This is a genomic window from Kitasatospora sp. NPDC101176 (assembly GCF_044768035.1).
In the GTDB taxonomy this organism is placed as follows: domain Bacteria; phylum Actinomycetota; class Actinomycetes; order Streptomycetales; family Streptomycetaceae; genus Kitasatospora.
The window spans coordinates 41,380-64,798 of sequence record NZ_JBIWPA010000045.1 but is presented as its reverse complement, the minus strand read 5'-3'; the positions used below and the strand labels follow the sequence as shown (position 1 = coordinate 64,798).

The window sequence follows — 23,419 nt, the reverse complement described above, 5'->3', positions numbered from 1 at the left end:
CCGGCCCGTCCGGCCGGGTGTGCTCAGGCGAACTGGCCGGGCCGGTAGCTGCCGGCCGGCATCCGCAGGGCCACGTTGCCGCGGTTGAAGGCGTTGATCACCGCGAGGACGCCGACCAGGGCCGCCAGCTGCTCCTCGTCGTAGTGCTCGGCGGCGTTCGCCCACGCCTCGTCGGTGACCCCGGCGGTGCCGTCCGCGAGGCGGGTGCCCTGTTCGGCGATCTCCAGCGCCGCGCGCTCGGCCTCGGTGAAGACGGTCGCCTCGCGCCAGGCCGCGACCAGGTTCAGCCGGGTCGCCTCCTCGCCCGCGTGCACGGCGTCCTTGAAGTGCATGTCGACGCAGAATCCGCAGCCGTTGATCTGGCTGGCGCGCAGCTTCACCAGCTCCTGGGTGGCGAGCGGCAGGGTCGACTCCGCGAGCACCGCGTTCGCGGCGATGAGGTGCTTGTAGACCTTGCCCAGCAGCGGGCTGGCGAAGGGGTTCAGTCGGGCTTCCACGATGTGCTCCCTGGTGTCGTCGTGCGCTGTCGACCACTTGGACAGGACAGCCCGGCCGTCCGTGACATCCCCCCGGTGTGACCTGTGCCACCCGCGATCCGCAGGTCGACGATCCGCCGCGCGGGAAGTCGGCCCATCCGACTTCCCGCGCGGCTACCGGAGGTCAGGGGCGGCGGTCGTACTCGCCGGCCTTCGCGGCCCGGAGGAGGGCGGCGAAGCGGGCCCGGGTGGTGTGGATGACGACGCCGCCGTCGTCGGACTCGCGGAGTGCGATCAGATCGTCGACGGAGCGCACCTCGACGCAGGCGTTGCTCGAACCGGAGTACGTGGACTTCTGCCATGCCGGGCTAGCCATGATTGCCCTCTATCTCCTTCTTGATGGATCGGATGAAGTCACGCGAGTCCTCTTCCGAGAGGGCCACGGATGCCATCCGGTCGAGGATCTCGCGGTAGCTCGCGAGGTCGGACGGATCATCGAAGAGCGGGCAGCCGAAGCTGATGTCGATCTGCACCGTGCCCAGCTCGGGAACCGCTCCCTCGGTGTAGACGAAGTTCTCGCTGGGGCCGGGCAGCGATTCGATCCTGAACGGCACCACTCGAACCGAGATTCCCGGGCCCTCGGAGTCTTCGATGAGGGCGCCGAGCTGCTCGGCGAGCACCGTCGGGCCGCTGAACTGCATCCGGAGGGCCGCCTCGTGGATGTACGCCGTGTAGGGCGCCTCTCCTGAGCGAGCGGCCTCCTGCCTGCGCAGGCGAAAGGCCGTCCTGAGATCGACCTCAGCGCTCGGGAGCGGAGGGATGGCACGAGCGAACACCGACGCGGCATAGGCCGGGGTCTGGAGCAGCCCGGGCACGAAGGTGATCGAGTAGGTGAAGATCCTCCGGGCGTGGGCTTCGATCGCGGCGACATCGAGCAGGTCCCCGCTGAGGCTGTCGCTGTACTGCTCCCACCAGCCGACACCCCGCTCTGAGGCCATCTCGATGAGCGCGTCGATCAATGGCTCATTGGTGCAGGCGCAGGCGACCGCGATCTCTCGCAGCCGCTCCGCACCGACGGCGGACTTGCCGTTCTCCATCTGGGTCACCAGGGCAGGGGTGACGCCGAGAAGACGGGCCAGGTGGCTGCCTCCGAGGCCTGCTTGCTCGCGCATCCTCCGCAGTTCGGCACCGAGTCGGCGCTGACGAAGGGTTGGCGTTCGAAGTGCCATGGCGTCCTCTCTGCGGATACGGAGGCCAGTCTGCCGCGCGGCCTGCCTGCGGAGCCATCCGGGTGCGGGAGGTCATGCATCCCACGGGAGGAGGAACCTTCCCGCATCCTGATTAATTTTAAGAGCGAGTGCGCTATCGTCGTTTTCAGAGCGATCCGACGGATCGTCAGAGATGCCTATCCACCTGGCAGTAGGCGCGTGCTGCCCGCGCACCGAAGAGCAACCAGCCGACGTCCTGGCCTGGCTCACGGCGACATCCCCACCGCATCCCCTCTCCTCTCCCGGAGGTTCCCGTGTGCACCCGTAACTCCCCCTCCCTCACCCTCGCCCGGCAGGCCCTGCGGGACGCCCTCGCCCGATCGGGCTGGGACTCCGAGACCGTCCTCGCCGCCGAACTCGCCCTCGCCGAGCTGATCGTGAACGCCTGGCGGCACGGGGCCACCACCGCTCCGGTCGTCCTCTTCTCGCTGCTCGGCGGCACGCTCAGGGTGGTCGTCTCCGACGAGAGCGACGCGCTCCCCCAGTCCAGGACCCCGGCCGGTCTCGCCGAGACCGGCCGGGGCCTCCAGCTCGTCGAGGGCCTCACGCACCGCTGGGGCGTGGATCCGCAGAAGCGCGGCAAGAGCGTCTGGTACGAGCTGGACCGCGCCGCGTGAACCACCTCCGAGGGGTGGACCTCCTCGTCGGCGCCGTCCTCGCCGTCCTCCTCCTGCTCGCGATCGCCACCGTGGCACTCGGCGTCCTCGCCACGCTGCGGCTGCCGCGGCCGGACGACGACCGGGACGGGCTGCTCTGAGGACGCGTCGAGGCCCCCGCCCGGAGGGGCGAGGGCCTCGCGGTCGTCCGGCCTGCCGGGTCAGCCGCCGGACGGGTTCCGGTTGCCCCCTCCCGCGCCGCCTCCGCCGAAGCCGCCGAACCCGCCACCGGCTCCTCCGGCGGCGCCGGCCGCGCCCTCGACGAGCTGACTGGCCGTGTAGCCACCGTTGGCGTCGGGGGTGCCGACGACGGTCACGCTCTGGCCGGGGAGCAGGTCGGCGACCTTGCCCTCCTTGTTGAGCTGGACCTTCGTCGCGTCGCCGGTGGTGACCTTGACGGTGTTGCCGTTGGCGTCGGTGAGGTAGACGGTGGTGCCGTCGACGGCCTTCACCGTGCCGCGGGTGAAGCCCGCCTGCCCGCCCTGCCCGCCCTGGCCCTGCCCCTGGCCGCCGGCGGCTCCGCCCTGGCCGCTCCGCCGGCCGCCGTTCTGCCCGCCGGCGTTCTGGCCGTTCTGGCCGTACCCGCCGCCCGCGGCACCGGCCCCGCGCTGCTGCCCGGCGGCGCCGGCCGCCGCACCGGCCGCCGCCGCGGCGCGCGGCGACGAGCCCTTCGTCGTCCCGTTGTTCTGCTGGTACCAGACCCCGCCCGCGAAGGCGCCGCTGGCGATCACGCCGCCGGCCAGCAGCAGGCTCAGCCAGGGCAGCTTGCGGCGCGGCGGCGCGGCCAGCTCGGCGGTGACGTCGCGGGCGTCCGGCGGGGTGGCGAGCAGGGCGACCTGCTCGGCCGGGCTGCTGGTCACCGTGGCGATCTCGTTGCTCATGGGGTCCCTACTCGTGCCGGAGGGCGTCGATCGGCCGCAGTGACGCGGCCCGGTTGGCGGGGTAGCTGCCGAAGAACAGCCCGATGGCGACGGCGATGCCGAACGCGCCGAGCACGGACTCGGGGATCACCACCGGCTTGATGCCGACGATGCTGAAGTGCGAGCCGGCGATGCCGGCGGCCACTCCGAGGCCGGCGCCGAGCACCGACAACAGGGTGGACTCGGTCAGGAACTGTCCGAGGATGACGGCCCGCGGGGCGCCGAGCGCCTTGCGGATGCCGATCTCCCTGGTCCGCTCGGTGACCGTCACCAGCATGATGTTGGTGATCCCGATCCCGCCGACGAGCAGCGAGATCGCCGCCACCGCGCCAAGCAGCACGGTGAAGGTCTTGGTGGTGCTCTCCCGGGCCGTGAGCAGCGATGCCTGGCTGGTGATCCGGAAGTCCGCCTTGGTCGGGTCGGTGATCGCGTGGGTGCCGAGCAGCACCCGGGTGATCTCGGACTGGGCCGCGGTGGTGCTGTCCGCGGACGCGGCCTGCACCAGGATCTGGCTGACCGGGCCGAAGCCGGTGAAGGCGTTCTGCACGGTCGGCAGCGGGGCGACGACCACGTCGTCCGGGTCGGTGAAGCCCGTCCCGCCCTTGGCCGCCAGCACGCCGACCACGGTGAACGGGGTGCCGCCGAGGACGATGCGCTTGCCGACCGGGTCCTCGCCGGCGAACAGCTGCTTGGCGGTGGTGGCGCCGAGCACCGCGACCTTGCGCGAGCCGAGCACGTCGTCGTCGGTGAAGTACTCGCCGTGCGCGACCTTCTGGTTGGCGGTCTCGAAGTACGCCGGGTAGGTGCCGACGATCGAGCCGGGGCTGTACGAGATGTCCCCGTACAGCGCGGTGCCGCTGGTGGTCACCACGGGGGCGACCGACTTGATCGAGGCGGCGGCGTCGGCGTCGGTGGCCAGCGCCTTGGCGTCGTCGACGGTGAGCTTCCTGACCGCGGAGGCGGCGGCGCCGCGCGCCCCGCCGACCGCCGAACCGGAGCTCACGGTGAGCGAGTTGGTGCCGAGCGAGGTGATCGACTCCTTGACCGCCACCGACGAGCCGTTGCCGACGGCCAGCAGCAGGATCACGGAGGCGACACCGATCAGCACCCCGAGCATGGTGAGCGCCGAGCGCACCTTGTTGGCGCCCAGGCCGCCGACGGCGAAGCGGAGCATCTGCCAGAGGATCACGCCGGCACCCCCACTCCGCGCAGCATCGGCGGCGGCCCGTCCACCGGGGCCTGCCGGACGTCGCTGACGATCCGGCCGTCGACCAGCCGGAGCACCCGCTTGGCGTGCCGGGCGACCTCGTCCTCGTGGGTGATCAGGACGACGGTGCGGCCGGTGGTGTTCAGCGCGTCGACGAGGCCGAGGACCTCCTCGGTGGAGCGGCTGTCCAGGTTCCCGGTGGGTTCGTCGGCGAGCAGCATCGCGGGCGCGGTGACCAGCGCCCGGGCGACCGCCACGCGCTGCTGCTGGCCGCCGGAGAGCTGGTTGGGCTTGTGCCCGGCGCGCTCGGCGAGGCCGACCAGGGAGAGCGCGGCCAGCGCCCTGCGGCGCCGCTCGGCGGCCCGGACGCCGGCGTAGGCGAGCGGCAGCTCCACCTGGGCGAGCGCGGTGGTGCGCGGGATCAGGTTGAAGGACTGGAAGACGAAGCCGATCTTGCGGTTGCGGACCAGCGCGAGCTGGCCCTCGTCGAGGTGGCCGACGTCGATGCCGTCCAGCAGGTACCGGCCGCCGGTCGGGACGTCCAGGCAGCCGAGGATGTTCATCATGGTGGACTTGCCGGAGCCGGAGCTGCCCATCACGGCGACGTAGTCGCCCTGGTGGATGTCGAGGCTGACACCGAGCGGGCCGCCGGTCTCCGGGTCCTCCGGGCCGTGCAGGGCGTGCACGACGGCGTCGCCGTGCCCGTACGCCTTGGTGATGCTGCGCAGCTGGATGACCGGTGGCGGCGCCGCCGGGACGCGCTTGTCGATGACGTGACGCATGCTCAGCCCCTGCCGCCCCGGCCGGCTCCGCCGCCGCCGGTACCGCCACCGCCGCCGACGCCTGCCACACCGGCACCGGCGCCGCCGCGGCCGCCCTGGCCGCCGGCGCCCGGGAAGGAGGCGTTCGGGAAGCCGTTGCCACCGCTGGTGGTGGGCAGCTCGACCCGGTCGCCCTCCTTCAGGCCGGAGACGACCTGGACGGTGGTGTCGCCCTCGACGCCGACGCCGACGGAGACCCGCTCGGTGGAGGCGTCCTGGTGGACCACGGTCGCGGTGCGGCTGGTGCCGGTGCCGGAGAGCGCGGCGGTGGGCAGCGACAGCGCGTTGTCCGCCTCGCCGGTGATCACCTGGACGGTGGCGCTGAGACCGGTGCGCAGCGTGCTGGTGTCGCCGGTGATCTGCAGGGTGGCGGCGTACTGGACGGCCGACGAGCCGGCGCTGCCGGAGCCGCTGCTGGGCAGCGAGCTGACGGACAGGACGGTCGCGTTGAGCTTGGTGTCGGACTGCGCGTTCAGCGCGACGGTGGCCGCCTCGCCCTTCTTGAGCTTGAGCGAGTCCAGCTCGGAGAAGTTGGCGGTGACCTGCATCCCGGTCGGGTTGGTCAGCACGATGAACCCGCTCGGCGTGCCGCCCGAGGCGGTGCTGCCGCTCGACTTGGCCGTCGAACCGGAGCTGCCGGCGGTGGACCCGCTGGAGCCGCCGGTGCCGACGGTGTCGCCGACCTTCGCCGAGACGGCGGCGACGGTGCCGTCCACCGAGGCGGTCAGGGTGGTGCCGGCCAGCGCGGCCTGGGCGTTGGAGAGGTTGGTCTGCGCGGTGGCGACCTGCTGCTGCGCCTGGGCGACGGCCGCGTCGTCGACCTTGGTGGTGGTGACGGTGGTGGTCTGCGGGGCGGGCACGGTGTTGGATCCGGACCCGCGTTCGCCGGAGCCGCCGGAACCTCCGGATCCGCCGCCGGCCGGGGCGGCCGGGGCCGTGGTGGTCGCGGCAGTGGGCGTCACCGGCACGGTGGTCGTGGTGGTGACGCCGGCCTGGGCCTTGGTGAGGTTGGCGTTGGCGGTGGTGAGGGCCGCCTGGGCGGCGTCCACCTGCTGTTTGGCGGCCGTGGTGTCGACGGTGGCGAGCACCTGGCCCTTCTTCACGGCGTCCCCGATCGCGACCTTGACCGCGGTGAGCCGGCCGCCGGTGGCGAAGTCCTGGGCCGCGTCGGTCGGCGAGACCAGGGTGCCGGTTCCGGACACGGTGGCCAGGACCGTTCCCTTGGACACCGTGGCCGTCCGGGCCGGGGCCTTGGCGGCGGCGGCACTGCTGTTGCCGTTCAGGGTGGCGTACACCAGGGCGGCACCGCCCAGCAGAGCCACGCCGAGCGCGGAATTGACGAGGACGGCACCTCGCCGTCGCGGGAGCACCTTCATGGCGGACAGCTTTCCTGGGCGCTCTTGCGGAGTCCTGGGCGCCGGCTGGGAGGAGACTGGTGGGCCGGATCCGGGCATTCCGGGCGCAAGGACCGGATCACGAGGGCCGCTTGGCCGCGGCGTGGGCAGTCGTTGGCCGAACTCCCAGCGGGCTCCCAGCGATCCCCAGCCATCCGGCAGCGTCGCCGCCTGCTTCCGCGGCCCAGTGGGCGGGCGGGGCCGGCGGTCCGCGGGAACGCCGCAGGGGCGCACCGCGTGCGATGCGCCCCTGCGGGTCGCTGCCGGGCGCCGGGGTGGGCGCCGCTGGCCGGTGACGGCGCCGGTTCAGAGCGCCTTGCGGAACGCCTCCGCCACCGAGAGGAAGATCGAGTTGCCCTCGGTCTCGCCGATGGAGACCCGCACGCCCTCCGGGAACGGCCGGACGATCACGCCCGCCTCGGCGCACGCGACGGCGAACTCCTGGGAGCGCTCGCCGAGCCCCAGCCAGACGAAGTTGGCCTGCGAGTCCGGGATGTCCCAGCCCTGGGCGCGCAGCCCGGCGACCACCCGGGTGCGCTCCTCGACCAGGGTGTCCACCCGCTCCATCAGCGCGGCCTCGGCGCGCACCGAGGCGACCGCCGCGTCCTGGGCGAGCTGGTTGACGCCGAACGGGACGGCGGTCTTGCGCAGCGCGTTCGCCACCGGCTCGTGCGCGATCGCGAAGCCGACCCGCATGCCCGCGAGGCCGTAGGCCTTGGAGAAGGTGCGCAGCACGCAGACGTTCGGGCGGTCCCGGTAGAGGTCGATGCCGTTGGGCACCTCGGGGTCGCGGATGAACTCGATGTACGCCTCGTCGACGACCACCAGGACGTCGGACGGGACGGCGTCCAGGAAGCGCTCCAGCTCGGCGCGGTGGATCACGTTGCCGGTGGGGTTGTTGGGGTTGCAGACGAAGATCAGCCGGGTGTTCGGGGTGATCGCGGCGAGCATCGCGTCCAGGTCGTGGTCACCGGACTCGGTGATGGGCACCGGGACGGGGGTGGCGCCGGCCACCTGGGTGATGATCGGGTACGCCTCGAAGGAGCGCCAGGCGAACATGACCTCGTCGCCGGGGCCGGCCGTGGCGAGGATCAGCGACTGGGCGACGCCGACCGAGCCGGTGCCGGTGGCGATGTGCTCGGCGGGCACGCCGAAGCGCTCGGCGAGCACCTCGGTCAGCCCGGTGACGGCCATGTCGGGGTAGCGGTTGAACGAGCCGGCCGCCGCGACCGCCGCCTCCAGCACGCCGGGCAGCGGCGGGTACGGGTTCTCGTTCGAGGACAGCTTGTAGGCGTCGGCGCCGGCCGGCTTGCCGGGCTTGTAGGTGGGGATGCCGTCGAGGGTCGGCCGCAGCCGCGGGCCCTGCGCTGACGTACCACTGCTCACGGTCGTACTCCTTCTTCTCTCTCCGGTGCGCTCGCCCGTCACCGGTGGGATCGCCACCGTGCCCCGGGATCTCGGAACGCGCCCGGACCACCCCGGTCGGGTGCCTTGAACGATACCGACCGCGCTCACCCGTAGGGGTGAGATGCCCGGTCGGCCGATGGGCGCAGATCAGCCATTCTGCCGGGTTCCTTTGGCACATGTCAGAGGTAAGACGGCTGGTTTCGTACGGGTATCGAAGGAGCGCACCCCGGCTCACTCGCGGAGAAACGTATCTCCAAGGGCTCCCGATGCGCCGGTCACAGACCCTTGTCAGGAGCCATACGATCGGTCCGCCATGACAGCAGCAGCCAACCAGAGCGGTCGGCGTCCCACCACCTCACGGCGTCTGGAGCGGGCCGGCATCCGGGATGTGGCAGCAGCCGCCGGAGTGTCGATCACCACCGTCTCCGACGCGCTGAACGGCAAGGGCCGCCTGCCCGACGAGACCCGCAGCCGGGTGCGCGAGGTCGCCGAGCGCCTCGGCTACCGCCCCTCGGCGGCCGCCCGCACCCTGCGCACCGGGCGGTCCGGCCTGATCGGCCTGACCGTCACGACCTACGGCGAGGAACCCTTCACCTTCACCGAGTTCGCGTACTTCGCCGAGATGGCCCGGGCCGCCACCAGCGCGGCGCTCGGCCGCGGCTACGCGCTGGTGGTGCTGCCCGCCTCCTCCCGGCACGACGTCTGGGGGAACATCGCCCTCGACGGCACCGTGGTGATCGACCCGCCCGACCAGGACCCGCTGGTCAGCGAGCTGTACCGGTCCGGCGTCCCGGTCGTCAGCGACGGCAAGCCCGGCAACTGCCCGGTCACCGCCTGGGTCGACAACGACCACGAGGCCGCCGTCCTCGGCATCCTCGACCACCTCTCCGAGGCCGGCGCCCGCCGCATCGGCCTGCTCACCGGCACCAGCACCGACACCTACACCCGGCTCTCCACCGAGGCCTACCTCGGCTGGTGCGCCAAGGTCGGCCAGGAGCCGGTCTACGAGGCGTACCCCGCGCACGACCCGGCCGCGGGCGCCGTCGCCGCCGACCGGCTGCTCGCCCGCCCCGACCGGCCCGACGCCGTCTACGGACTGTTCGACCCCAACGGCACCGACCTGCTCGCCGCCGCCCGCCGCTACGGCCTGCGCGTCCCGGACGACCTGCTGCTGGTCTGCTGCAGCGAGAGCGACGTCTACGCCGCCACCGAGCCGCCCATCACCACGCTCTCGCTCAAGCCCCGCCGGATCGGCACCACCGTCGTCAACCTGCTCATCGACGCGATCGAGGGTGTCGACTCCGGTACCGGCGTCGACATCGCCCGGCTCTTCCCGCCGCGGTTCCGCACCGCCGGGACGGGCCCGCCCCCGGGCACCCTGATGCCGACCGAGCTGATCGTCCGCGCGTCCTCCCAGCGCCGGAGCCCGCGCACCACGGTCAGCCCGCCCCGGCCCCCGGGCGAGGTCTAGACCATAACGAGCCGGGACAAAACGGACCATGCGGGCGGCCCGGCTGACGCTCCGGAGGATTGGATACCCACCAGGTGACGACGCCGGGAGAGTGGTCTTCCTATGATGGGCGGATGACACCCGAGGACCGCTTCCCCGGGCCTGAACACCCCGACTCAGGCCCCCGCCACCAGCCGGACCTCGACGTGCTGCCGTACGGCACCTACTACGAACCGGAGCCGGCCACCGGCTACCCGGGCACGCCGTACGACGCGGAGACCTACAGCGGCTACGGCGGCGCCCGCTACCTGGAACAGCACTGGCCCGACGACGGACAGGGCCACGGCCACACCGTGCACGCCCAGGAGCACGGCCAGGAACACGCCCAGGCCTTCGCCCACCAGGACCACCCCGGCTACGAGCCGACCCTGCCCGACCAGCCCTCCCCGGCCCTCCAGCTGCCCGGCCGCGACGACCCGCCGACCATCGAGCTCGGCCCGCCGCTGCCCGACCCCTCCGCCCCCAGCTACCCTTACCCGGCCCCCGGCCCCGGCGAGCCCCCCGGCCCGCTCTACGTCGTCGGCGACGTGCACGGCTACCTGGAGGAACTCCGCGCCGAGCTGCGCCACCAGGGCATCATCGACGCCGACGGCCACTGGTCCGCCGGCCGCTCCCGGATCTGGTTCCTCGGCGACTTCACCGACCGCGGCCCCGACGGCATCGGCGTCATCGACCTCGTCATGCAGCTCGCCGCCGAGGCCGCCGCCGCCGGCGGCTACTGCCGCGCCCTGATGGGCAATCACGAACTGCTCTTCCTCGGCGCCGCCAGGTACGGCGACGAACCCGTCCAGTCCACCGCCGGCACGGCCTCCTTCCTCGCCGCCTGGCGCCTCAACGGCGGCCAGCAGCACGACCTCGAACGCCTCGAGGCGCACCACATCAGCTGGCTCTCCCGGCTCCCCGCCATCGCGCTGGAGGACGGCCACCTGCTGCTGCACTCCGACACCACCGCGTACCTGGAGTACGGCGAGTCCATCCCCGACGTCAACGACGCCGTCCACAGCCTGCTCGCGGACGAGGGCGTCGACGAGTGGTGGGACTGCTTCCGCCGCTTCACCAAGCGCTTCGCCTTCCGCGGCGACGCCGGGCCGACCGCCGTCCACGAGCTGCTCGACACCTACGGCGGCACCCGCATCGTGCACGGCCACAGCCCCATCCCGTACCTCACCGGCGCCGTGCACGCCGACGACGGCCAGCCCCCGCACATCCCCGGGCCCTACGTCTACGCGGACGACCTCGCGGTGGCCATGGACGGCGGCGTCACCATGGAGGGGCGCCTGCTCGTCGCCCGACTGCCCGTCAACTGACCACCCCGCCGGCAGGCTTCCGGGCCCCGCCGGGAACACCTGTTCCCGGCGCCCGGGCCGCCGCGTGCGCGCGGCCCGGGGCGCGAAATTCCGGAAACCGACTGTCAGCACGGCCGCGCCCGCCCCTACCATGAGGCACACCACACCCGGCCGCCCGTCCGGCGGCCCGCCTCCGCGCCCGTTCCGGCGTCCCGGACGGCCCCCGCGGCCCCCGGGGCGGAGCGAACGGGGTCCGCACGAACGGGGTCCCCATGAACAACCCCCCGCCACTGCTCGCCGAGGACCGCCCGGAATACGAGCGCCTCCTCGCCGAAGCCCTGCGCGACCGCACCGTCCTCACCGCCCTGCGCGCCCCCGGCGCGCTCACCACCGACCAGCTCCGCGTCCGCGCCCTGCGCGACGCCGACACCATCGCCGCGGCCGCCGGCACCGAGTACGCGCACTACACCCGGCTGCGCGACGACCTGCGCGCCACCCCGCCCGTCCCCGAGGGCACCGAGCCCACCGCCCCCGGACTGCTCACCCAGCTGCGCTCCGCCAACGGCGGCGCCGGGCTCTTCCCCGTCCTCACCGTGCTCACCCCGATCCTCGCCTGGGTCGCCGCCCTCGTCCTGCTGCTGATCGGCTACCTGCTCCGCGCCGCCGACCCGGAGCTCGTGCTCGCCCGCTCCCTGCTCACCGCGGGCTGGATCGCCCTCGCCGCCGGCGTCGCCGCGATGGCCGTCGGCATCATCGGGCTCGTCCTCACCGCCGTGCGGGACGGCGCCGGAGCGGCCCCGGCCGGCACCGACCCGGAACTCGCCGCCGAACTCGCCGCCGCCCGCCGGGAGTGGCGCACCGCACTGCGCGACCGCGGCCTGCTGCCCTACCTGCACGCCGGCCTGCCGGCCGTGCCCGCCGCCCCCGCCGCGGGCGGGCCCGGCGTCCGGCCCGAGTTCAGCAGCCCCGACTTCACCGGGCCCGGCTACAGCTCCCCCTCGTTCACCAGCCCCGGCCCCGACGGCAGTGGCGACCCGGGCGTCCCCGGCCCGCGCCCCGCCTTCACCACCCCCGACTTCACCGGGCCCGGCTACAGCTCGCCCTCCTTCACCAGCCCCGACGACGTCCCCTGACGAGGACGCGGACCGGCCCGCGCTCCCCCCTCCGGAGCGCGGGCCGGTCGTGTCGGCGGCGGGGCTCAGTCCGCCAGCGGGAGGTAGACCCGGTTGCCCTGGGCCGCGAACTCCTCGGACTTGGCCTGCATACCGGCCAGCGCCTCGGCGTCGAACCCGCTGGCGACGGCGGTGGAGCCGTCGCCGTGCTCGTCGCGGATCTTCTGGGAGATCTTCATCGAGCAGAACTTCGGGCCGCACATGGAGCAGAAGTGCGCGGTCTTGGCGGGCTCGGCGGGGAGGGTCTCGTCGTGGAACTCGCGGGCCGTCTCCGGGTCGAGGGCCAGGTTGAACTGGTCCTCCCAGCGGAACTCGAAGCGGGCGTCCGAGAGCGCGTCGTCCCACGCCTGGGCACCGGGGTGGCCCTTGGCGAGGTCGGCGGCGTGGGCGGCGATCTTGTAGGTGATCACGCCGGTCTTGACGTCGTCGCGGTTGGGCAGGCCCAGGTGCTCCTTGGGCGTGACGTAGCAGAGCATCGCGGTGCCCCACCAGGCGATCATCGCGGCGCCGATGCCCGAGGTGATGTGGTCGTAGCCGGGGGCGACGTCGGTGGTGAGCGGGCCGAGCGTGTAGAACGGCGCCTCGTCGCAGATCTCCTTCTGGAGATCCATGTTCTCCCGGATCTTGTTCATCGGGACGTGGCCGGGGCCCTCGATCATCACCTGGACGTCGCGCTCGCGGGCGATCCGGCCGAGCTCGCCGAGGGTCTGCAGCTCGGCGAACTGCGCCTCGTCGTTGGCGTCGGCGATGGAGCCCGGGCGCAGGCCGTCGCCCAGCGAGAAGGTGACGTCGTAGGCCGCGAGGATGTCGCAGAGCTCCTCGAAGTTCGCGTAGAGGAAGTTCTCCTGGTGGTGCGCCAGGCACCAGGCGGCCATGATCGAGCCGCCGCGCGAGACGATGCCGGTCTTGCGGCGGGCGGTCAGCGGGACGTACCGCAGCAGCACGCCGGCGTGGACGGTCATGTAGTCGACGCCCTGCTCGCACTGCTCGATGACGGTGTCCCGGTACACCTCCCAGCTGAGCTCCTCGGCCCTGCCGTCGACCTTCTCCAGGGCCTGGTAGAGCGGCACCGTGCCGATCGGCACGGGGGAGTTGCGCAGGATCCACTCGCGGGTGGTGTGGATGTTGCGGCCGGTGGAGAGGTCCATGACGGTGTCGGCGCCCCAGCGGGTGGCCCAGGTCATCTTCTCCACCTCCTCCTCGATCGAGGAGGTGACGGCGGAGTTGCCGATGTTGGCGTTGATCTTCACCAGGAAGTTGGTGCCGATGATCGCCGGCTCCACCTCGGGGTGGTTCACGTTCACCGGGATGACGGCCCGGCCGCGGGCCACCTCGTCGCGCACGTACTCGGGCTCCAGACCCTCGCGCAGTGCCACGAACTCCATCTCCGGGGTGGTCACCCCCCGCTTGGCGTAAGCGAGTTGGGTGACGGCGGCACCTCCGCGGCCGCGCAGCGGACGGCGCGGGCGGCCGGGGAAGACGGCGTCGAGGTTGCGCAGGTTCCCGCCGCGCGGCGAGGTGTGCTTGATGCCGTCGTCCTCGGGGCGCGCCTCCCGGCCGTCGTACTCCTCGACGTCGCCGCGCTGGCGGATCCAGGAGTCGCGCAGGGCCGGCAGGCCGCGCCGCACGTCGGGCTCGTAGGCCGCGTCGGTGTACGGGCCGGAGGTGTCGTACAGCGGGACGGTCCGGCCGTTGGTGAGCTGCACCTCGCGGTACGGGACCCGCAGATCGGGTCGGGACCCCTCGCGGTAGGCCTTGCGCCAGGCCGGGGTGGGGTAGCCGGTGCCCGCGCTGGTGACGGCGGAGCCGTCGGCGTCGGTGCTGCGGGCAGACTTCGGCTGTGCGTCGAACGTGGTCATCTGACCTCATACTCCCTACGCCGGCATTACCCGGTCCAGGTTCCTGCGGTCGACGCAGCCGTCGGTCCGTCCGTCGACGGTCCGGTCAGCGTCCTCTCAGCCCGGTGCTCCGAGCTCCCGCGTCCACAGGCGGTGTTGCCTGCACATGACGCCCAACACCGTAGCGAGCCGATCGCCGCAGGTCCAGAGGGGGTCCACGGACGGCGGGGCGGGAGCGGCGGACCGGGCCGGCCGGGCGCGCGGCGGCCGGGAACGCCCGAGGCCCGGTACCCCGCGCGGGGTACCGGGCCTCGGGGGTGCCGGTCTCAGCCCTTGGCGGCCTTCTTGACCAGGACCACCACGGCGGCGGCGATGCCGACCACCACCAGCACCTTGATCACGATCGCCAGCAGGGCGCCCACGACGCCGAAGACGAATCCCACGACGTTCCAGAGCAGCACCAGGACCAGCACCGGGATGACGATGTTGCGCACCCAGGAGGGCAGCGACTTCCAGAGCTCAGCCATGTCCGTTCCTTCTCTCCCCGTGGGGTCGGCTGCCTGACCGGTGCCGTCTCCCGCTTGCTTTCGGTACGTCGATCGTACGGGGGCCGGGGTGCCGGAACGAGGGCCCGCAGCCCGGAGAGAACCCGGAGATCACCCCGACCCGGAGACCGGGGAAACCCTGGTCAGAGCCCGGGGAGGACTCCCGGAGAAGCCCCCGGAGGAGCCCCCGGGAGCGGCCCCGGAAGGCCCGGGCCGCGGTCCGGCCGGCCGTCAGACCGGCCAGCGCTCCCCGCGCCAGGCCGCGTCCCAGAACATCCACTCGTACCGCGAGGTGGTGACGAAGTGCTCGACCACGCGGCGCCGTTCGGCCGGGGACACCTCCTCGCCGAGCCGGTCGGTGAGCGCCAGCACCCGGCGCACCACGGACTGGAAGGCCTCGTCGCCGTACGTGGCGATCCACTTGGCGTACAGCGGATCGGGCGAGCCCTGGGCGAGCAGCGCCTCCCCGACCCGGGCGTAGATCCAGTAGCAGGGCAGCACCGCGCCGACCGCCTCGGCGAAGGAACCGCCGTAGACGGTGGCCAGCAGGTAGCTGGTGTAGGCCCGGGTGGTGGGCAGCACCGGCTCGGCGGCGGCCTGTTCGGCGCTGTCGCCGAAGGCCGTCATGAACTCGGCGTGCATGCCCTGCTCCGCGGCCAGCGCGCCGACCGCGTCGTCGGCGAAGGCCCGCACGTCCGCCTCGCCGGGTGCCTTGGCGGCGCAGACCGCGAGCGCCCGGGCGTAGTCGCGCAGGTAGTGCGAGTCCTGGACGACGAAGTGGCGGAAGGCGGCGCGCGGCAGGGTGCCGTCGGTGAGGCCGCCGATGAAGGGGTGGGCGAGGATCTCGGCGTACACCGGCTCGATGGCCGCCCAGAGTTCTTCCGTCAGGCTCATGCTCATGCCCCGACCCTAAGGCGTGCCCCGTGGATCACCGCCGGGGCCGGTCGCCGGGGCCGGTCGCCGGGGCGGGCCCGGAGCGGCGGCCGGAGCGGCGGCCGGCCGGCTCAGGCCTCCGGCGGCGAGAACACCACCAGCACCCGGAGTTCCTCGGTGACGTGGTGGAAGCGGTGCGGGGTGCCGGCCGGGACGTAGACGACGGTGCCGCGCGCGACGGTGGCGGTCTCGGCGCCGACGGTCAGTTCGGCGCGGCCGCTGATCACCTGGTAGATCTCGTCCTGGTCGTGCGCGGTCTGCGGGTCGGTCGCTCCGGGGGCGAGCGCGTAGAGCCCCGCGGACATCCGCGGTTCGCGCAGGAACCGCAGGTAGGCACCGTCGTTGGCCGCGCGTTCGGCGTCCAGCCCGTCCAACCGGAACAGCTTCACGCCGCCGTCCTCCCTCGTCCGTCCGTGGTGGGGTCGCTCGCATTCAACACCACCGGAGGCGGCGCCGGCCGTCCGCGGGGAGGCGCCGGGCGGGGCACCGGGAGCGGGGAGGCACGCCGGGGGAGCTTCCCCCGGGGCCTCGGGGCCTGCCACTCTTGGGCGCCATGAAGGGTTTCGTCATCAAGACACTGATCAACGCGGTGGCCATCTGGGTCGCCGCCTGGATCGTCACCGGTATCCAACTCGCCGACGGCAAGGCCGACTGGCAGCACAAGACGCTGACGGTGCTCGCCGTCGCCCTGGTCTTCGGCCTGGTCAACTTCCTCATCAAGCCGCTGGTCAAGCTGTTCTCGTTCCCGCTGTTCATCCTCACGCTGGGCCTGATCACCTTCGTGATCAACGCCCTGATGCTCTGGCTGACCTCCTGGGCGTCGGGGAAGCTGGAACTGGACTTCAACGTCACCGGCTTCGTTCCCGCGCTGCTCGGTGCGCTGATCATCAGCCTGGTCTCCTGGGGCCTGCACCTGGCCCTGGACGACGACTGAGCCCCTCCACCGGCCCCCGAGGGGCCCGCACCCGGGTGACGGCCCGGGCGCGGGCCCCTCTCGTTCCCGGTGCCGGCCCGGCGGGCCGCTCAGCCCGCGTTCTCGCGTCCGCCGAGGATGGCCGCGAGCTGGGCGTCGAGCTCCCGCCCGGCCGTCTCCCGGCCGGTCGGCACCAGCCGTTCGGTGCCCGCCAGGAAGGCGAGCACCGGCGCCGCGGCGGCCCGCAGCACGGCGGCGCCCTCCGGCGAGCGCAGCACGATGCGGAGCTCGTCCGGGTCACCGTCGGCGGGGTGGACGCGGACGTCCCCCTCGCCGCACGGGCGGCCGAGGCCGTGCAGCAGCAGCCCGCGCGCGAACACCCAGGTGACCGGGTCGTCGCCGGACAGGTGGAAGGTCAGGCGGACGGCGTACGGGTCGGCGGCCCGGTACTCCAGGTCCGCCAGGACGCGGAGGGAGAGCTCGCGCGAGACGACGAGGCTCATCTCGAGGTGGGCCTGGACGGTGCTCTGCTGCATGGCGCCGGTACCTCTCCTTCTGCCCGGCCGGTGGGGTGCGGCCGGTCCGCCGGCCGCCGGCCGTGCGGTTCGCTGACGTGTCGCCGGGACGCCGGGCCGGGGAGCACGGCGACCGGGCGGATCGTGCGGCATTCGGGCGGACCGACCGGTTCGGACGGGTTTCGCCCGGACCGCCCCGCGGGAGACTCCCGCACAACGCTCCCGCCCCGGAGGTCGCCATGGGCCCCGCCAACCGAATCCCGCCGCCCCGCCCGGTGGTCAAACGCACCGCGCGGGCGATCCTGCTGGAGCTCGACCCGGCCGACCCGTACGGCCCGGCCTCGATCGTGCTGATCCGGCGGGTCCGGCCGGGCTCGCCGCACCCGTACTGGATCACCCCCGGCGGCGGCGTCGAACGCGGTGACCGCACGGTGGTCGAGGCGCTGCACCGCGAGGTGGACGAGGAGCTCGGCGGCAAGATCACCGACGTGGTGCCCGCCTTCGTCGACACCATCAGCCACACCCACCACGACGACGGCACGCTGCTCCACCCGCACGGGGTCAAGGTGCAGCACTTCTTCGTCTGCCGGCTCGCCTCGATGGACCTCGACCGGCGGCACGGGCCCGAGGTGGACGAGCCCAACGGCGAGTACCAGGTGGTGCGGCTGCCGTTCACCCGCGAGGGCGTGACCTCCGTCAACGTCGTCCCGCCACGGCTCCGGGCGTACCTGGCGGCCAACATCGAGGGCGTCCGCGCGCTGCTGGCACCCGATCTGGGCTAGGGCGTGTCTTTCGGATCACGCCAGGCGGTCGCCGCCGGGGCACGCACTCCCCCAGCCTTCGGCCGGGGGTACCCCCACGCCGGCTTCTCGTCAGTCGCCGATGGCCCCCAGCCTGGCGGCCGGGAGGTGCCCCCACCGCATGGACTCCCTCCTCGGCGCCGCCGATGCACGCACCCCAACGACGCCCGCTGATCCGACGTGATCCGAAAGACACACCCTAGGGCGTAGGGGCGTCCCGGTTCGCCGGGCGTCCGGCCCGTTCGGCGGTCCGTGCTCCCGTCCGTTCAACCCGCCGCGAGGTCGCCGACCAGGTCGTGCCGGATCCACTCGGCCGCGACGCCCGACCGCAGCAGCACCCCGACGCCCCGCCGGACCATCGCGGGCGGCCCGCTGAGGAAGGCCTGCCGACCGCTCCACGGCCCGAACCGGCCGACCACCTCGGGCAGTTCGCCGGTCATCGCGCCACCGGACGGCCCGCTGCCGGAGAGCACCGGCCGCACCGTGAGCCACGGGTGCCGGCGGGCCAGCTCCTCCAACCCGTCCAGCTCGTAGAGGTCCGCCGCGCGGCGGGCGCCGTAGAAGACGTCCATGCTGCGCACCGGCGTGCCGCGCTCGGCGACCTCCTCGACCAGGGCGCGGATCGGCGCGATGCCGGTGCCGCCGCCCAGGCAGAGCAGGTCCGCCCCGGCGCCGTGGTCGACGGTCATCGAGCCGGCCGCCGGGCCGAGCCGCAGGACGTCGCCGGGCGCCGCCCGGTGCACCAGGGCGTTGCTCACCCAGCCCGCCTGGACGGCCTTGACGTGGAAGGTCAGCAGGCCGTCCGGGCGGGGGGCGGAGGCGAACGAGAAGTGCCGCCACACCCGGGGCCACCAGGGCGTCTCCAGGCTGGTGTACTGCCCGGCCCGGTACGGGTAGGCCTGGTCGGGGCGGACGGTGATCACCGCGACGTCCCGGGTGCGGCGTTCGTGCCGGACCACCTCGCCCTGCCACCACGGCGGCGAGGTCCGGGCGGCCTCCTCGGCGGCCTCGATCATGATCGACGACACCAGCCGGTAGACCCGGCGCCAGGCCAGCTCGGTCTCGGCGTCCCAGCGGCCGCCCGCGTACCTGGCCAGCGCCTGCACCAGGCACTCGCCCACCGGCCCGTAGTGCCCGGTCAGGGTGCCGTACCGGCGGTGGCCGCGGCCGAGCCCGCTCAGGTAGACGCGCAGGCCCTCCGGGTCGTCGGCGCTGCGGGCGGCGGCCAGCAGCGCCCGGAACAGGCGGTCGCGCTGGACGTCCATGGCGGCCGGGAAGAGCGCCCGGACCTCGGGGTGGTGCAGGAAGATCAGCGCGTAGAAGTGCGCGGTGGCCCGGTCGGCGAGCGGCTCGACCACCGCCAGGCTGGCCCGGATCAGTTCGACGTCCCGTGCGGTGGGCGGGAGTTCGGCGGCCGAGTGGTTGTGCGCCGGGTCGGGCAGGGCGGCCGGCCGGCCCTCGGCGAGCGTCTGGACGGCCCAGGCCTGGCTCCAGCTGTCGCCCGGGCCGGCCCAGTTGAGGCCGGGGGCATCGGTGAACAGCGGCTGGAACGCGGCGGCGGGCGGCGCGGCGACGGGCTCCGGGTAGCTCGGCGCGGGGACGACCGGCGGCCGGGCCGGCGGTTCGGGCACGGCCGGCCGCACCGGCTCGACGGCCACCGGCGGCAGGACGGCCGTCGGCGGACCGGCATCGGACGGCGCCGTCAGCACCGGCAGGACGGCCGTCGGCGCCTCCGGCGCGGCCGGGGGCGGGAGGTCGGGCGGGTCGAGCGGCATCGGCGGCCGTTCGTACCGGGCCGCCGGCGCCACCCCGTACGCCTGCGCGGGCGCGGCCCCCTGTGCCGGCCCGAGGGCGTCCCCGGGCGTCCGCGCCACCGTCGCGTCGGGCGGGAGCTCCGGCAGGCCCGGGACGGAGGCGGCTCCCCCCGCGCCGTGCCCGGTGCGGACCAGAAGTGTTCTGCGGGACTTCACCGCAACATTTCGAGTACCCAAGAGAATCGTTTCGCCTCCGGCCGGCCTGTGCCACCACCTGGCTTGTCCCTGTTGACGCCTAGGCAGCGTGGCACGCCCGAAGTGCTCATCCGACAAATCACGCGAAGCCCGGACACCCGGGCCGGGGACGCGCTACTCTCACCCGACCTACGGCCGGACGCCCCGGGCACGGAGTCCGCGCCCGGGGCGTCCCGACCTGCCGGAACGGCTCCCCGACAGAGCCGCCCCGCCCCTGGAGACGACCTCAGAGCTGCCGCAGCAGCGTCCCCGGCCGCTCCACGCAGTCCGCGACGAACCGCAGGAAGCCGCCCGCGGTGCCGCCGTCGCAGACCCGGTGGTCGAAGGTGAACGACAGCTGCACGACCTCGCGCACCGCCAACGCCCCCTCGTGCACCCAGGGCTTGGCGATGATCCGGCCCACCCCGAGCATCGCCGCCTCGGGGTGGTTGAGGATCGGGGTGGAGCCGTCCACCCCGAACACCCCGTAGTTGTTCAGGGTGAAGGTGCCACCGGTCAGCTCGGCCAGGGAGAGCGAGCCGTCCCGGGCCGAAGCCGTCAACCGCCCGAGCTCCTCGCCGAGCTGTTCGGTCGTCCGGGCGTGGGCGTCGCGCACCACCGGCACCACCAGGCCCCGCTCGCCCTGGGCGGCGAAGCCCAGGTGCACCGCGGAGTGCCGCACGATCGCCGAACCGTCCTCCGTCACGCTGGAGTTGAGCTCCGGGAAGCGGCCCAGCGCGACGGTGCAGATCCGGGCAAGCAGCGCCAGCACACTCACCTTCGGGCCCGGCGTGGCATTCAACTGCCGCCGCAGCGCCATCAGTTCGGTGGCGTCCGCGTCCACCCAGCAGGTCGCGTCGGGGATCTCCCGGCGGCTGCGGCTGAGCTTCTCGGCCACCGCCTTGCGCAGGCCGCGCAGCGGGACGACCTCCTCCCGCCCGTCCGGCGCGGGCGCGGCCGGGGCCGCCGCCTTCGCCGCGACCGCCCGGTCGACGTCCGCCCGCATGATCAGCCCGTCCGGGCCGCTGCCGGTCAGCCCGGCCAGGTCGACCCCCTGCTCCCGGGCCAGCCGCCGTACCAGCGGCGAGATCACCGGCACCACCGCGGGCGCGGCCGGGCCGGACCGCAGTACGGGGGCGGGGGCCGGCACGGCGGGGGCGGTCGCCACGGCGACCGGGGCGGCGGCGCCCACGGCCGGCACCCCCACCCGGCGCCGCCGACCGCCCTTGCCGGTCTCCGCCACGCCGTACCCGACCAGCGGCCGCTCCACCTGCTCGGCCGGCTCCCCCGGCAGCACCGGGCCGTCCGACGGAGCCACCGCCACCGTCACCAGCGGCGCGCCCACGGCGATCTCCTCGCCGGGCTCGCCGTACCGGGCGGTGACCACGCCGCCGTACGGGCAGGGCACCTCCACCACGGCCTTGGCCGTCTCCACCTCCACCACCGGCTGGTCGACCGCGATCACCTCGCCGACCTCGACCATCCAGCGCACCACCTCCGCCCCGGTGAGACCCTCACCGAGGTCGGGCAGCTTGAACTCGCGCACGACGGGCATCATCCTCGGTCCTCCCACTGCAGCCGGGCGACCGCGTCCAGGATCCGGTCCACCCCGGGCAGGTGGTGGTGCTCCAGCATCGGCGGCGGGTACGGGATGTCGAAGCCCGTCACGCGCAGCACGGGCGCCGCCAGGTGGTGGAAGCAGCGCTCGGTGACCCGGGCGGCGATCTCCGAACCCGTACCGCCGAAGCCGCTCGCCTCGTGCACCACCACGGCCCGGCCGAGCGAGCGCACCACCCGGCAGACCGTCTCGTCGTCGAACGGCACCAGCGTGCGCAGGTCCAGCACGGCGAGGTCCCAGCCCTCGGCCTTCGCCGTCTCCGCCGCCTCCAGGCAGACCGGCAGCGACGGGCCGTAGGTGATCAGCACGGCGGAGGTGCCGGGGCGGCGCAGGACCGCCCGGCCGACCGGCTCCACCGGCACCGCCGGATCGAACCCGTCCTTGCCCCAGTAGAGCCGCTTGGGCTCCAGGAAGACCACCGGGTCGTCCGAGGCGATCGAGGCGCGCAGCAGCCCGTACGCGTCGGCCACCGTGGCCGGCGTGACCACGTGCAGGCCGGGCGTGCTGGTGTAGTACGCCTCGGAGGCGTCGCTGTGGTGCTCGACGCCGCCGATGCCGCCGCCGTACGGGATCCGGACGGTGATCGGCAGCGGGAGCCGGCCCCCGGTGCGGTTGCGCATCTTGGCGACGTGCGAGAACAGCTGCTCCAGCGCCGGGTAGGCGAAGGCGTCGAACTGCATCTCGACCACCGGGCGCAGCCCGTACATCGCCATGCCGATCGCCGTGCCGAGGATGCCGGCCTCGGCCAGCGGGGTGTCCAGGCAGCGGTCGGGGCCGAACTCGGCGGTCAGCCCGTCGGTGATCCGGAAGACGCCGCCGAGCGCGCCGACGTCCTCGCCGAGCACGTGGACCGTCGGGTCCTCGCGCAGGGCGTCGCGCAGCGCGGCGTTGAGCGCCTGCGCCATGGTGGCGGTGCGCGCACCGGCGGGGCGGGCCGCGGCGGCCCGGGCCGGGGCGGCGGGCGACGGGTGGGAGGTCGGGGACATCAGTGCTGCACCTCGGCCTCGGCGGCCAGCTCGGCGGACAACTGGGCGGCCTGCTCCCGCAGCTGCGGGGTCGGCTCGGCGAAGACGTGGGCGAAGAGCGACATCGGGTCCAGCTCGGGATCGGCGTGGAACTCGGCCCGCATCCGGGCCGCCAGCGCCTCCGCCTCGTCCGCCGCGGCCTGCACCAGCGCGTCGTCCAGCACCCCGAGCCCGCGCAGCGCGCGCTCCATCAGCAGCACCGGGTCGTGCTCGCGCCAGGCCTCCACCTCGGGCTCGGTGCGGTAGCGGGTGGCGTCGTCGGCGTTGGTGTGCGCCTCGACCCGGTAGGTCAGCGCCTCGACCAGGGTCGGACCGCCGCCCGTGCGGGCCCGCTCGACCGCCTCGGCGAGGACGCCGTGCACGGCGGGCGCGTCGTTGCCGTCCACCAGCCGGCCCGGCATCCCGTAGCCGACGGCCTTGTGGGCCAGGGTCGGCGCGGCGGACTGCGCGCTGAGCGGCACGGAGATCGCGAAGCCGTTGTTCTGCACCAGGAAGACCACTGGGGCCCGGAGCACCGCGGCGAAGTTCAGCGCCTCGTGGAAGTCGCCCTCGCTGGTGCCGCCGTCGCCGAGCATGGCGAGCGCCACCACCGGGTCGCCGCCCAGCCGGGCGGCGTGCGCCAGCCCCACGGCGTGCGGGGCCTGGGTGGCCAGCGGGGTGCAGAGCGGGGCGGTGCGGCTGGCGCGCGGGTCGTAGCCGGTGTGGGCGTTGCCGCGCAGCAGGGTGAGCGCCTCCAGCGGGTCGACGCCCCGGGAGACCACCGCGAGGGTGTCCCGGTAGCTGGGGAACAGCCAGTCGCGCTCGCCGAGCACCAGTGCGGCGGCGACCTGGCAGGCCTCCTGGCCGGTGGACGCCGGGTACACGGCGAGCCGGCCCTGCTTGGTCAGGGTGGTGGCCTGCTGGTTGTAGCGGCGGCCGACCACCAGGCGGCGGTAGAGCTCGCGCAGCAGCGCCGGGTCGTACTTCTCCAGCTCGGGGGTGCCGAGCACCCGGACGGGGGAGACGTCCGGGAGCAGGGGGGCCGGATCGGAGCGCGGGGCGGTGGCCCCGGGCTCCCAACCGGGCACCGCCGTGTGGTGTCTGTGGTCGAGAACGGTCATCTCGGGGCACCTCCTGGGGTGGCGGGG

The 23,419-nt window shown here is 73.9% G+C and carries 24 protein-coding genes and 1 riboswitch; of the genes, 7 read left to right on the top strand and 17 right to left on the bottom strand.

The annotated features are described in order from the left end of the window. Positions 1–23: 23 nt before the first annotated feature. The 3 genes from ACIRS1_RS36535 to ACIRS1_RS36525 all read right to left on the bottom strand — a co-directional run bounded on the left by ACIRS1_RS36535 (position 24) and on the right by ACIRS1_RS36525 (position 1,705). Positions 24–497: a carboxymuconolactone decarboxylase family protein gene (locus ACIRS1_RS36535; RefSeq protein WP_360211954.1), complete on the bottom strand. Its 474-nt coding sequence runs from the start codon at positions 495–497 to the stop codon at positions 24–26. Positions 498–660: 163 nt separating this feature from the next. Further along, on the bottom strand, positions 661–852 hold the full coding sequence (locus tag ACIRS1_RS36530) for a DUF397 domain-containing protein (protein WP_402846798.1): 192 nt from the start codon (positions 850–852) through the stop codon (positions 661–663). Further along, positions 845–1,705: a helix-turn-helix domain-containing protein gene (locus ACIRS1_RS36525; RefSeq protein WP_402846796.1), complete on the bottom strand. Its 861-nt coding sequence runs from the start codon at positions 1,703–1,705 to the stop codon at positions 845–847. Before ACIRS1_RS36525 ends, ACIRS1_RS36530 begins: the two co-directional genes overlap by 8 nt. Positions 1,706–1,998: 293 nt before the next feature. On the opposite strand from ACIRS1_RS36525, the gene ACIRS1_RS36520 reads away from it, so the two are divergent. Both ACIRS1_RS36520 and ACIRS1_RS36515 read left to right on the top strand, forming a co-directional pair. After that, a complete protein-coding gene (locus tag ACIRS1_RS36520; protein WP_402846794.1) occupies positions 1,999–2,361 on the top strand; it encodes an ATP-binding protein in 363 nt (120 codons plus the stop codon). Continuing rightward, the gene (locus tag ACIRS1_RS36515; RefSeq protein WP_360211962.1) at positions 2,358–2,501 is read left to right on the top strand and encodes a hypothetical protein; all 144 of its coding nucleotides are present in this window, start codon (positions 2,358–2,360) and stop codon (positions 2,499–2,501) included. Before ACIRS1_RS36520 ends, ACIRS1_RS36515 begins: the two co-directional genes overlap by 4 nt. A gap of 60 nt (positions 2,502–2,561) precedes the next feature. On the opposite strand, the gene ACIRS1_RS36510 is transcribed toward ACIRS1_RS36515, so the two are convergent. The 5 genes from ACIRS1_RS36510 to hisC form a co-directional block, all read right to left on the bottom strand. Further along, a complete protein-coding gene (locus ACIRS1_RS36510) occupies positions 2,562–3,281 on the bottom strand; it encodes a hypothetical protein (protein ID WP_402846791.1) in 720 nt (239 codons plus the stop codon). A gap of 7 nt (positions 3,282–3,288) precedes the next feature. Then, the gene (locus ACIRS1_RS36505) at positions 3,289–4,509 is read right to left on the bottom strand and encodes an ABC transporter permease (RefSeq protein WP_387905066.1); all 1,221 of its coding nucleotides are present in this window, start codon (positions 4,507–4,509) and stop codon (positions 3,289–3,291) included. Further along, positions 4,506–5,309, bottom strand: coding sequence for an ABC transporter ATP-binding protein (locus tag ACIRS1_RS36500; RefSeq protein ID WP_402846789.1), 804 nt, complete (start codon positions 5,307–5,309; stop codon positions 4,506–4,508). The genes ACIRS1_RS36505 and ACIRS1_RS36500 overlap by 4 nt, the downstream gene beginning before the upstream one ends. A gap of 2 nt (positions 5,310–5,311) precedes the next feature. After that, a complete protein-coding gene (locus ACIRS1_RS36495) occupies positions 5,312–6,724 on the bottom strand; it encodes an efflux RND transporter periplasmic adaptor subunit (protein WP_387905063.1) in 1,413 nt (470 codons plus the stop codon). A gap of 324 nt (positions 6,725–7,048) precedes the next feature. After that, positions 7,049–8,128, bottom strand: a complete 1,080-nt coding sequence (hisC, locus tag ACIRS1_RS36490; RefSeq protein WP_360211972.1) for a histidinol-phosphate transaminase — start codon at positions 8,126–8,128, stop codon at positions 7,049–7,051. A 334-nt stretch (positions 8,129–8,462) separates the two neighbouring features. Here hisC and ACIRS1_RS36485 point away from each other — a divergent pair, with 334 nt between their 5' ends. The 3 genes from ACIRS1_RS36485 (at position 8,463) to ACIRS1_RS36475 (ending at position 12,078) form a co-directional block, all read left to right on the top strand. Beyond that, positions 8,463–9,620 (top strand): LacI family DNA-binding transcriptional regulator, encoded by a 1,158-nt coding sequence (locus ACIRS1_RS36485; RefSeq protein ID WP_078859964.1) that lies wholly within the window; start codon positions 8,463–8,465, stop codon positions 9,618–9,620. Between the two features lie 113 nt (positions 9,621–9,733). After that, positions 9,734–10,966: a metallophosphoesterase gene (locus ACIRS1_RS36480; RefSeq protein ID WP_360211974.1), complete on the top strand. Its 1,233-nt coding sequence runs from the start codon at positions 9,734–9,736 to the stop codon at positions 10,964–10,966. Positions 10,967–11,217: 251 nt separating this feature from the next. Beyond that, positions 11,218–12,078 carry a hypothetical protein gene (locus ACIRS1_RS36475; protein WP_402846785.1) on the top strand — a complete coding sequence of 287 codons (861 nt, stop codon included), beginning with the start codon at positions 11,218–11,220 and terminating at the stop codon, positions 12,076–12,078. Between the two features lie 65 nt (positions 12,079–12,143). Here the strand turns inward: ACIRS1_RS36475 and thiC are convergent, their stop codons facing one another. From thiC to ACIRS1_RS36455, 4 genes are all read right to left on the bottom strand, one after another. Further along, the gene (gene thiC, locus ACIRS1_RS36470) at positions 12,144–13,976 is read right to left on the bottom strand and encodes a phosphomethylpyrimidine synthase ThiC (RefSeq protein WP_402846784.1); all 1,833 of its coding nucleotides are present in this window, start codon (positions 13,974–13,976) and stop codon (positions 12,144–12,146) included. After that, positions 13,972–14,107, bottom strand: a riboswitch (TPP riboswitch). Its footprint overlaps the gene before it by 5 nt. A 174-nt stretch (positions 14,108–14,281) precedes the next feature. Then, positions 14,282–14,482: a DUF5326 family protein gene (locus ACIRS1_RS36465; protein WP_360211986.1), complete on the bottom strand. Its 201-nt coding sequence runs from the start codon at positions 14,480–14,482 to the stop codon at positions 14,282–14,284. A gap of 249 nt (positions 14,483–14,731) precedes the next feature. After that, a complete protein-coding gene (gene tenA, locus ACIRS1_RS36460; RefSeq protein ID WP_360211988.1) occupies positions 14,732–15,400 on the bottom strand; it encodes a thiaminase II in 669 nt (222 codons plus the stop codon). Between the two features lie 104 nt (positions 15,401–15,504). Then, positions 15,505–15,822 (bottom strand): cupin domain-containing protein, encoded by a 318-nt coding sequence (locus ACIRS1_RS36455; RefSeq protein WP_402846781.1) that lies wholly within the window; start codon positions 15,820–15,822, stop codon positions 15,505–15,507. A 164-nt stretch (positions 15,823–15,986) separates the two neighbouring features. On the opposite strand from ACIRS1_RS36455, the gene ACIRS1_RS36450 reads away from it, so the two are divergent. Continuing rightward, positions 15,987–16,367: a phage holin family protein gene (locus tag ACIRS1_RS36450; RefSeq protein WP_360211992.1), complete on the top strand. Its 381-nt coding sequence runs from the start codon at positions 15,987–15,989 to the stop codon at positions 16,365–16,367. A gap of 89 nt (positions 16,368–16,456) precedes the next feature. Here the strand turns inward: ACIRS1_RS36450 and ACIRS1_RS36445 are convergent, their stop codons facing one another. Beyond that, complete coding sequence (locus ACIRS1_RS36445) at positions 16,457–16,882, bottom strand: SsgA family sporulation/cell division regulator (protein ID WP_402846778.1); 426 nt, start codon at positions 16,880–16,882, stop codon at positions 16,457–16,459. Positions 16,883–17,100: 218 nt separating this feature from the next. Between ACIRS1_RS36445 and ACIRS1_RS36440 the strand changes: the two genes are divergently transcribed. Further along, the gene (locus ACIRS1_RS36440) at positions 17,101–17,643 is read left to right on the top strand and encodes an NUDIX domain-containing protein (RefSeq protein WP_360211995.1); all 543 of its coding nucleotides are present in this window, start codon (positions 17,101–17,103) and stop codon (positions 17,641–17,643) included. Positions 17,644–17,927: 284 nt separating this feature from the next. Here the strand turns inward: ACIRS1_RS36440 and ACIRS1_RS36435 are convergent, their stop codons facing one another. The 4 genes from ACIRS1_RS36435 to ACIRS1_RS36420 all read right to left on the bottom strand — a co-directional run bounded on the left by ACIRS1_RS36435 (position 17,928) and on the right by ACIRS1_RS36420 (position 23,392). After that, entirely contained in the window at positions 17,928–19,631 is a 1,704-nt protein-coding gene (locus tag ACIRS1_RS36435; protein WP_402846776.1) for a globin domain-containing protein, read from the bottom strand. Positions 19,632–19,896: 265 nt separating this feature from the next. Continuing rightward, complete coding sequence (locus ACIRS1_RS36430; protein WP_402846809.1) at positions 19,897–21,204, bottom strand: dihydrolipoamide acetyltransferase family protein; 1,308 nt, start codon at positions 21,202–21,204, stop codon at positions 19,897–19,899. Then, entirely contained in the window at positions 21,204–22,172 is a 969-nt protein-coding gene (locus ACIRS1_RS36425) for an alpha-ketoacid dehydrogenase subunit beta (RefSeq protein ID WP_402846807.1), read from the bottom strand. The genes ACIRS1_RS36430 and ACIRS1_RS36425 overlap by 1 nt, the downstream gene beginning before the upstream one ends. An 80-nt stretch (positions 22,173–22,252) precedes the next feature. Continuing rightward, complete coding sequence (locus ACIRS1_RS36420; protein WP_402846774.1) at positions 22,253–23,392, bottom strand: thiamine pyrophosphate-dependent dehydrogenase E1 component subunit alpha; 1,140 nt, start codon at positions 23,390–23,392, stop codon at positions 22,253–22,255. Between the last annotated feature and the right edge of the window lie 27 nt (positions 23,393–23,419).

Excerpts from the sequence above, each read along its gene's own strand:
- ACIRS1_RS36530 (WP_402846798.1), bottom strand. The coding sequence starts at position 852 with ATGGCTAGCCCGGCATGGCAGAAGTCCACGTACTCCGGTTCGAGCAAC.
- ACIRS1_RS36525 (WP_402846796.1), bottom strand. The coding sequence starts at position 1,705 with ATGGCACTTCGAACGCCAACCCTTCGTCAGCGCCGACTCGGTGCCGAA.
- ACIRS1_RS36510 (WP_402846791.1), bottom strand. The coding sequence starts at position 3,281 with ATGAGCAACGAGATCGCCACGGTGACCAGCAGCCCGGCCGAGCAGGTC.
- ACIRS1_RS36500 (WP_402846789.1), bottom strand. The coding sequence starts at position 5,309 with ATGCGTCACGTCATCGACAAGCGCGTCCCGGCGGCGCCGCCACCGGTC.
- ACIRS1_RS36495 (WP_387905063.1), bottom strand. The coding sequence starts at position 6,724 with ATGAAGGTGCTCCCGCGACGGCGAGGTGCCGTCCTCGTCAATTCCGCG.
- ACIRS1_RS36485 (WP_078859964.1), top strand. The coding sequence starts at position 8,463 with ATGACAGCAGCAGCCAACCAGAGCGGTCGGCGTCCCACCACCTCACGG.
- ACIRS1_RS36480 (WP_360211974.1), top strand. The coding sequence starts at position 9,734 with ATGACACCCGAGGACCGCTTCCCCGGGCCTGAACACCCCGACTCAGGC.
- ACIRS1_RS36475 (WP_402846785.1), top strand. The coding sequence starts at position 11,218 with ATGAACAACCCCCCGCCACTGCTCGCCGAGGACCGCCCGGAATACGAG.
- thiC (WP_402846784.1), bottom strand. The coding sequence starts at position 13,976 with ATGACCACGTTCGACGCACAGCCGAAGTCTGCCCGCAGCACCGACGCC.
- ACIRS1_RS36465 (WP_360211986.1), bottom strand. The coding sequence starts at position 14,482 with ATGGCTGAGCTCTGGAAGTCGCTGCCCTCCTGGGTGCGCAACATCGTC.
- tenA (WP_360211988.1), bottom strand. The coding sequence starts at position 15,400 with ATGAGCATGAGCCTGACGGAAGAACTCTGGGCGGCCATCGAGCCGGTG.
- ACIRS1_RS36450 (WP_360211992.1), top strand. The coding sequence starts at position 15,987 with ATGAAGGGTTTCGTCATCAAGACACTGATCAACGCGGTGGCCATCTGG.
- ACIRS1_RS36445 (WP_402846778.1), bottom strand. The coding sequence starts at position 16,882 with ATGCAGCAGAGCACCGTCCAGGCCCACCTCGAGATGAGCCTCGTCGTC.
- ACIRS1_RS36440 (WP_360211995.1), top strand. The coding sequence starts at position 17,101 with ATGGGCCCCGCCAACCGAATCCCGCCGCCCCGCCCGGTGGTCAAACGC.
- ACIRS1_RS36430 (WP_402846809.1), bottom strand. The coding sequence starts at position 21,204 with ATGCCCGTCGTGCGCGAGTTCAAGCTGCCCGACCTCGGTGAGGGTCTC.
- ACIRS1_RS36425 (WP_402846807.1), bottom strand. The coding sequence starts at position 22,172 with ATGGCGCAGGCGCTCAACGCCGCGCTGCGCGACGCCCTGCGCGAGGAC.
- ACIRS1_RS36420 (WP_402846774.1), bottom strand. The coding sequence starts at position 23,392 with ATGACCGTTCTCGACCACAGACACCACACGGCGGTGCCCGGTTGGGAG.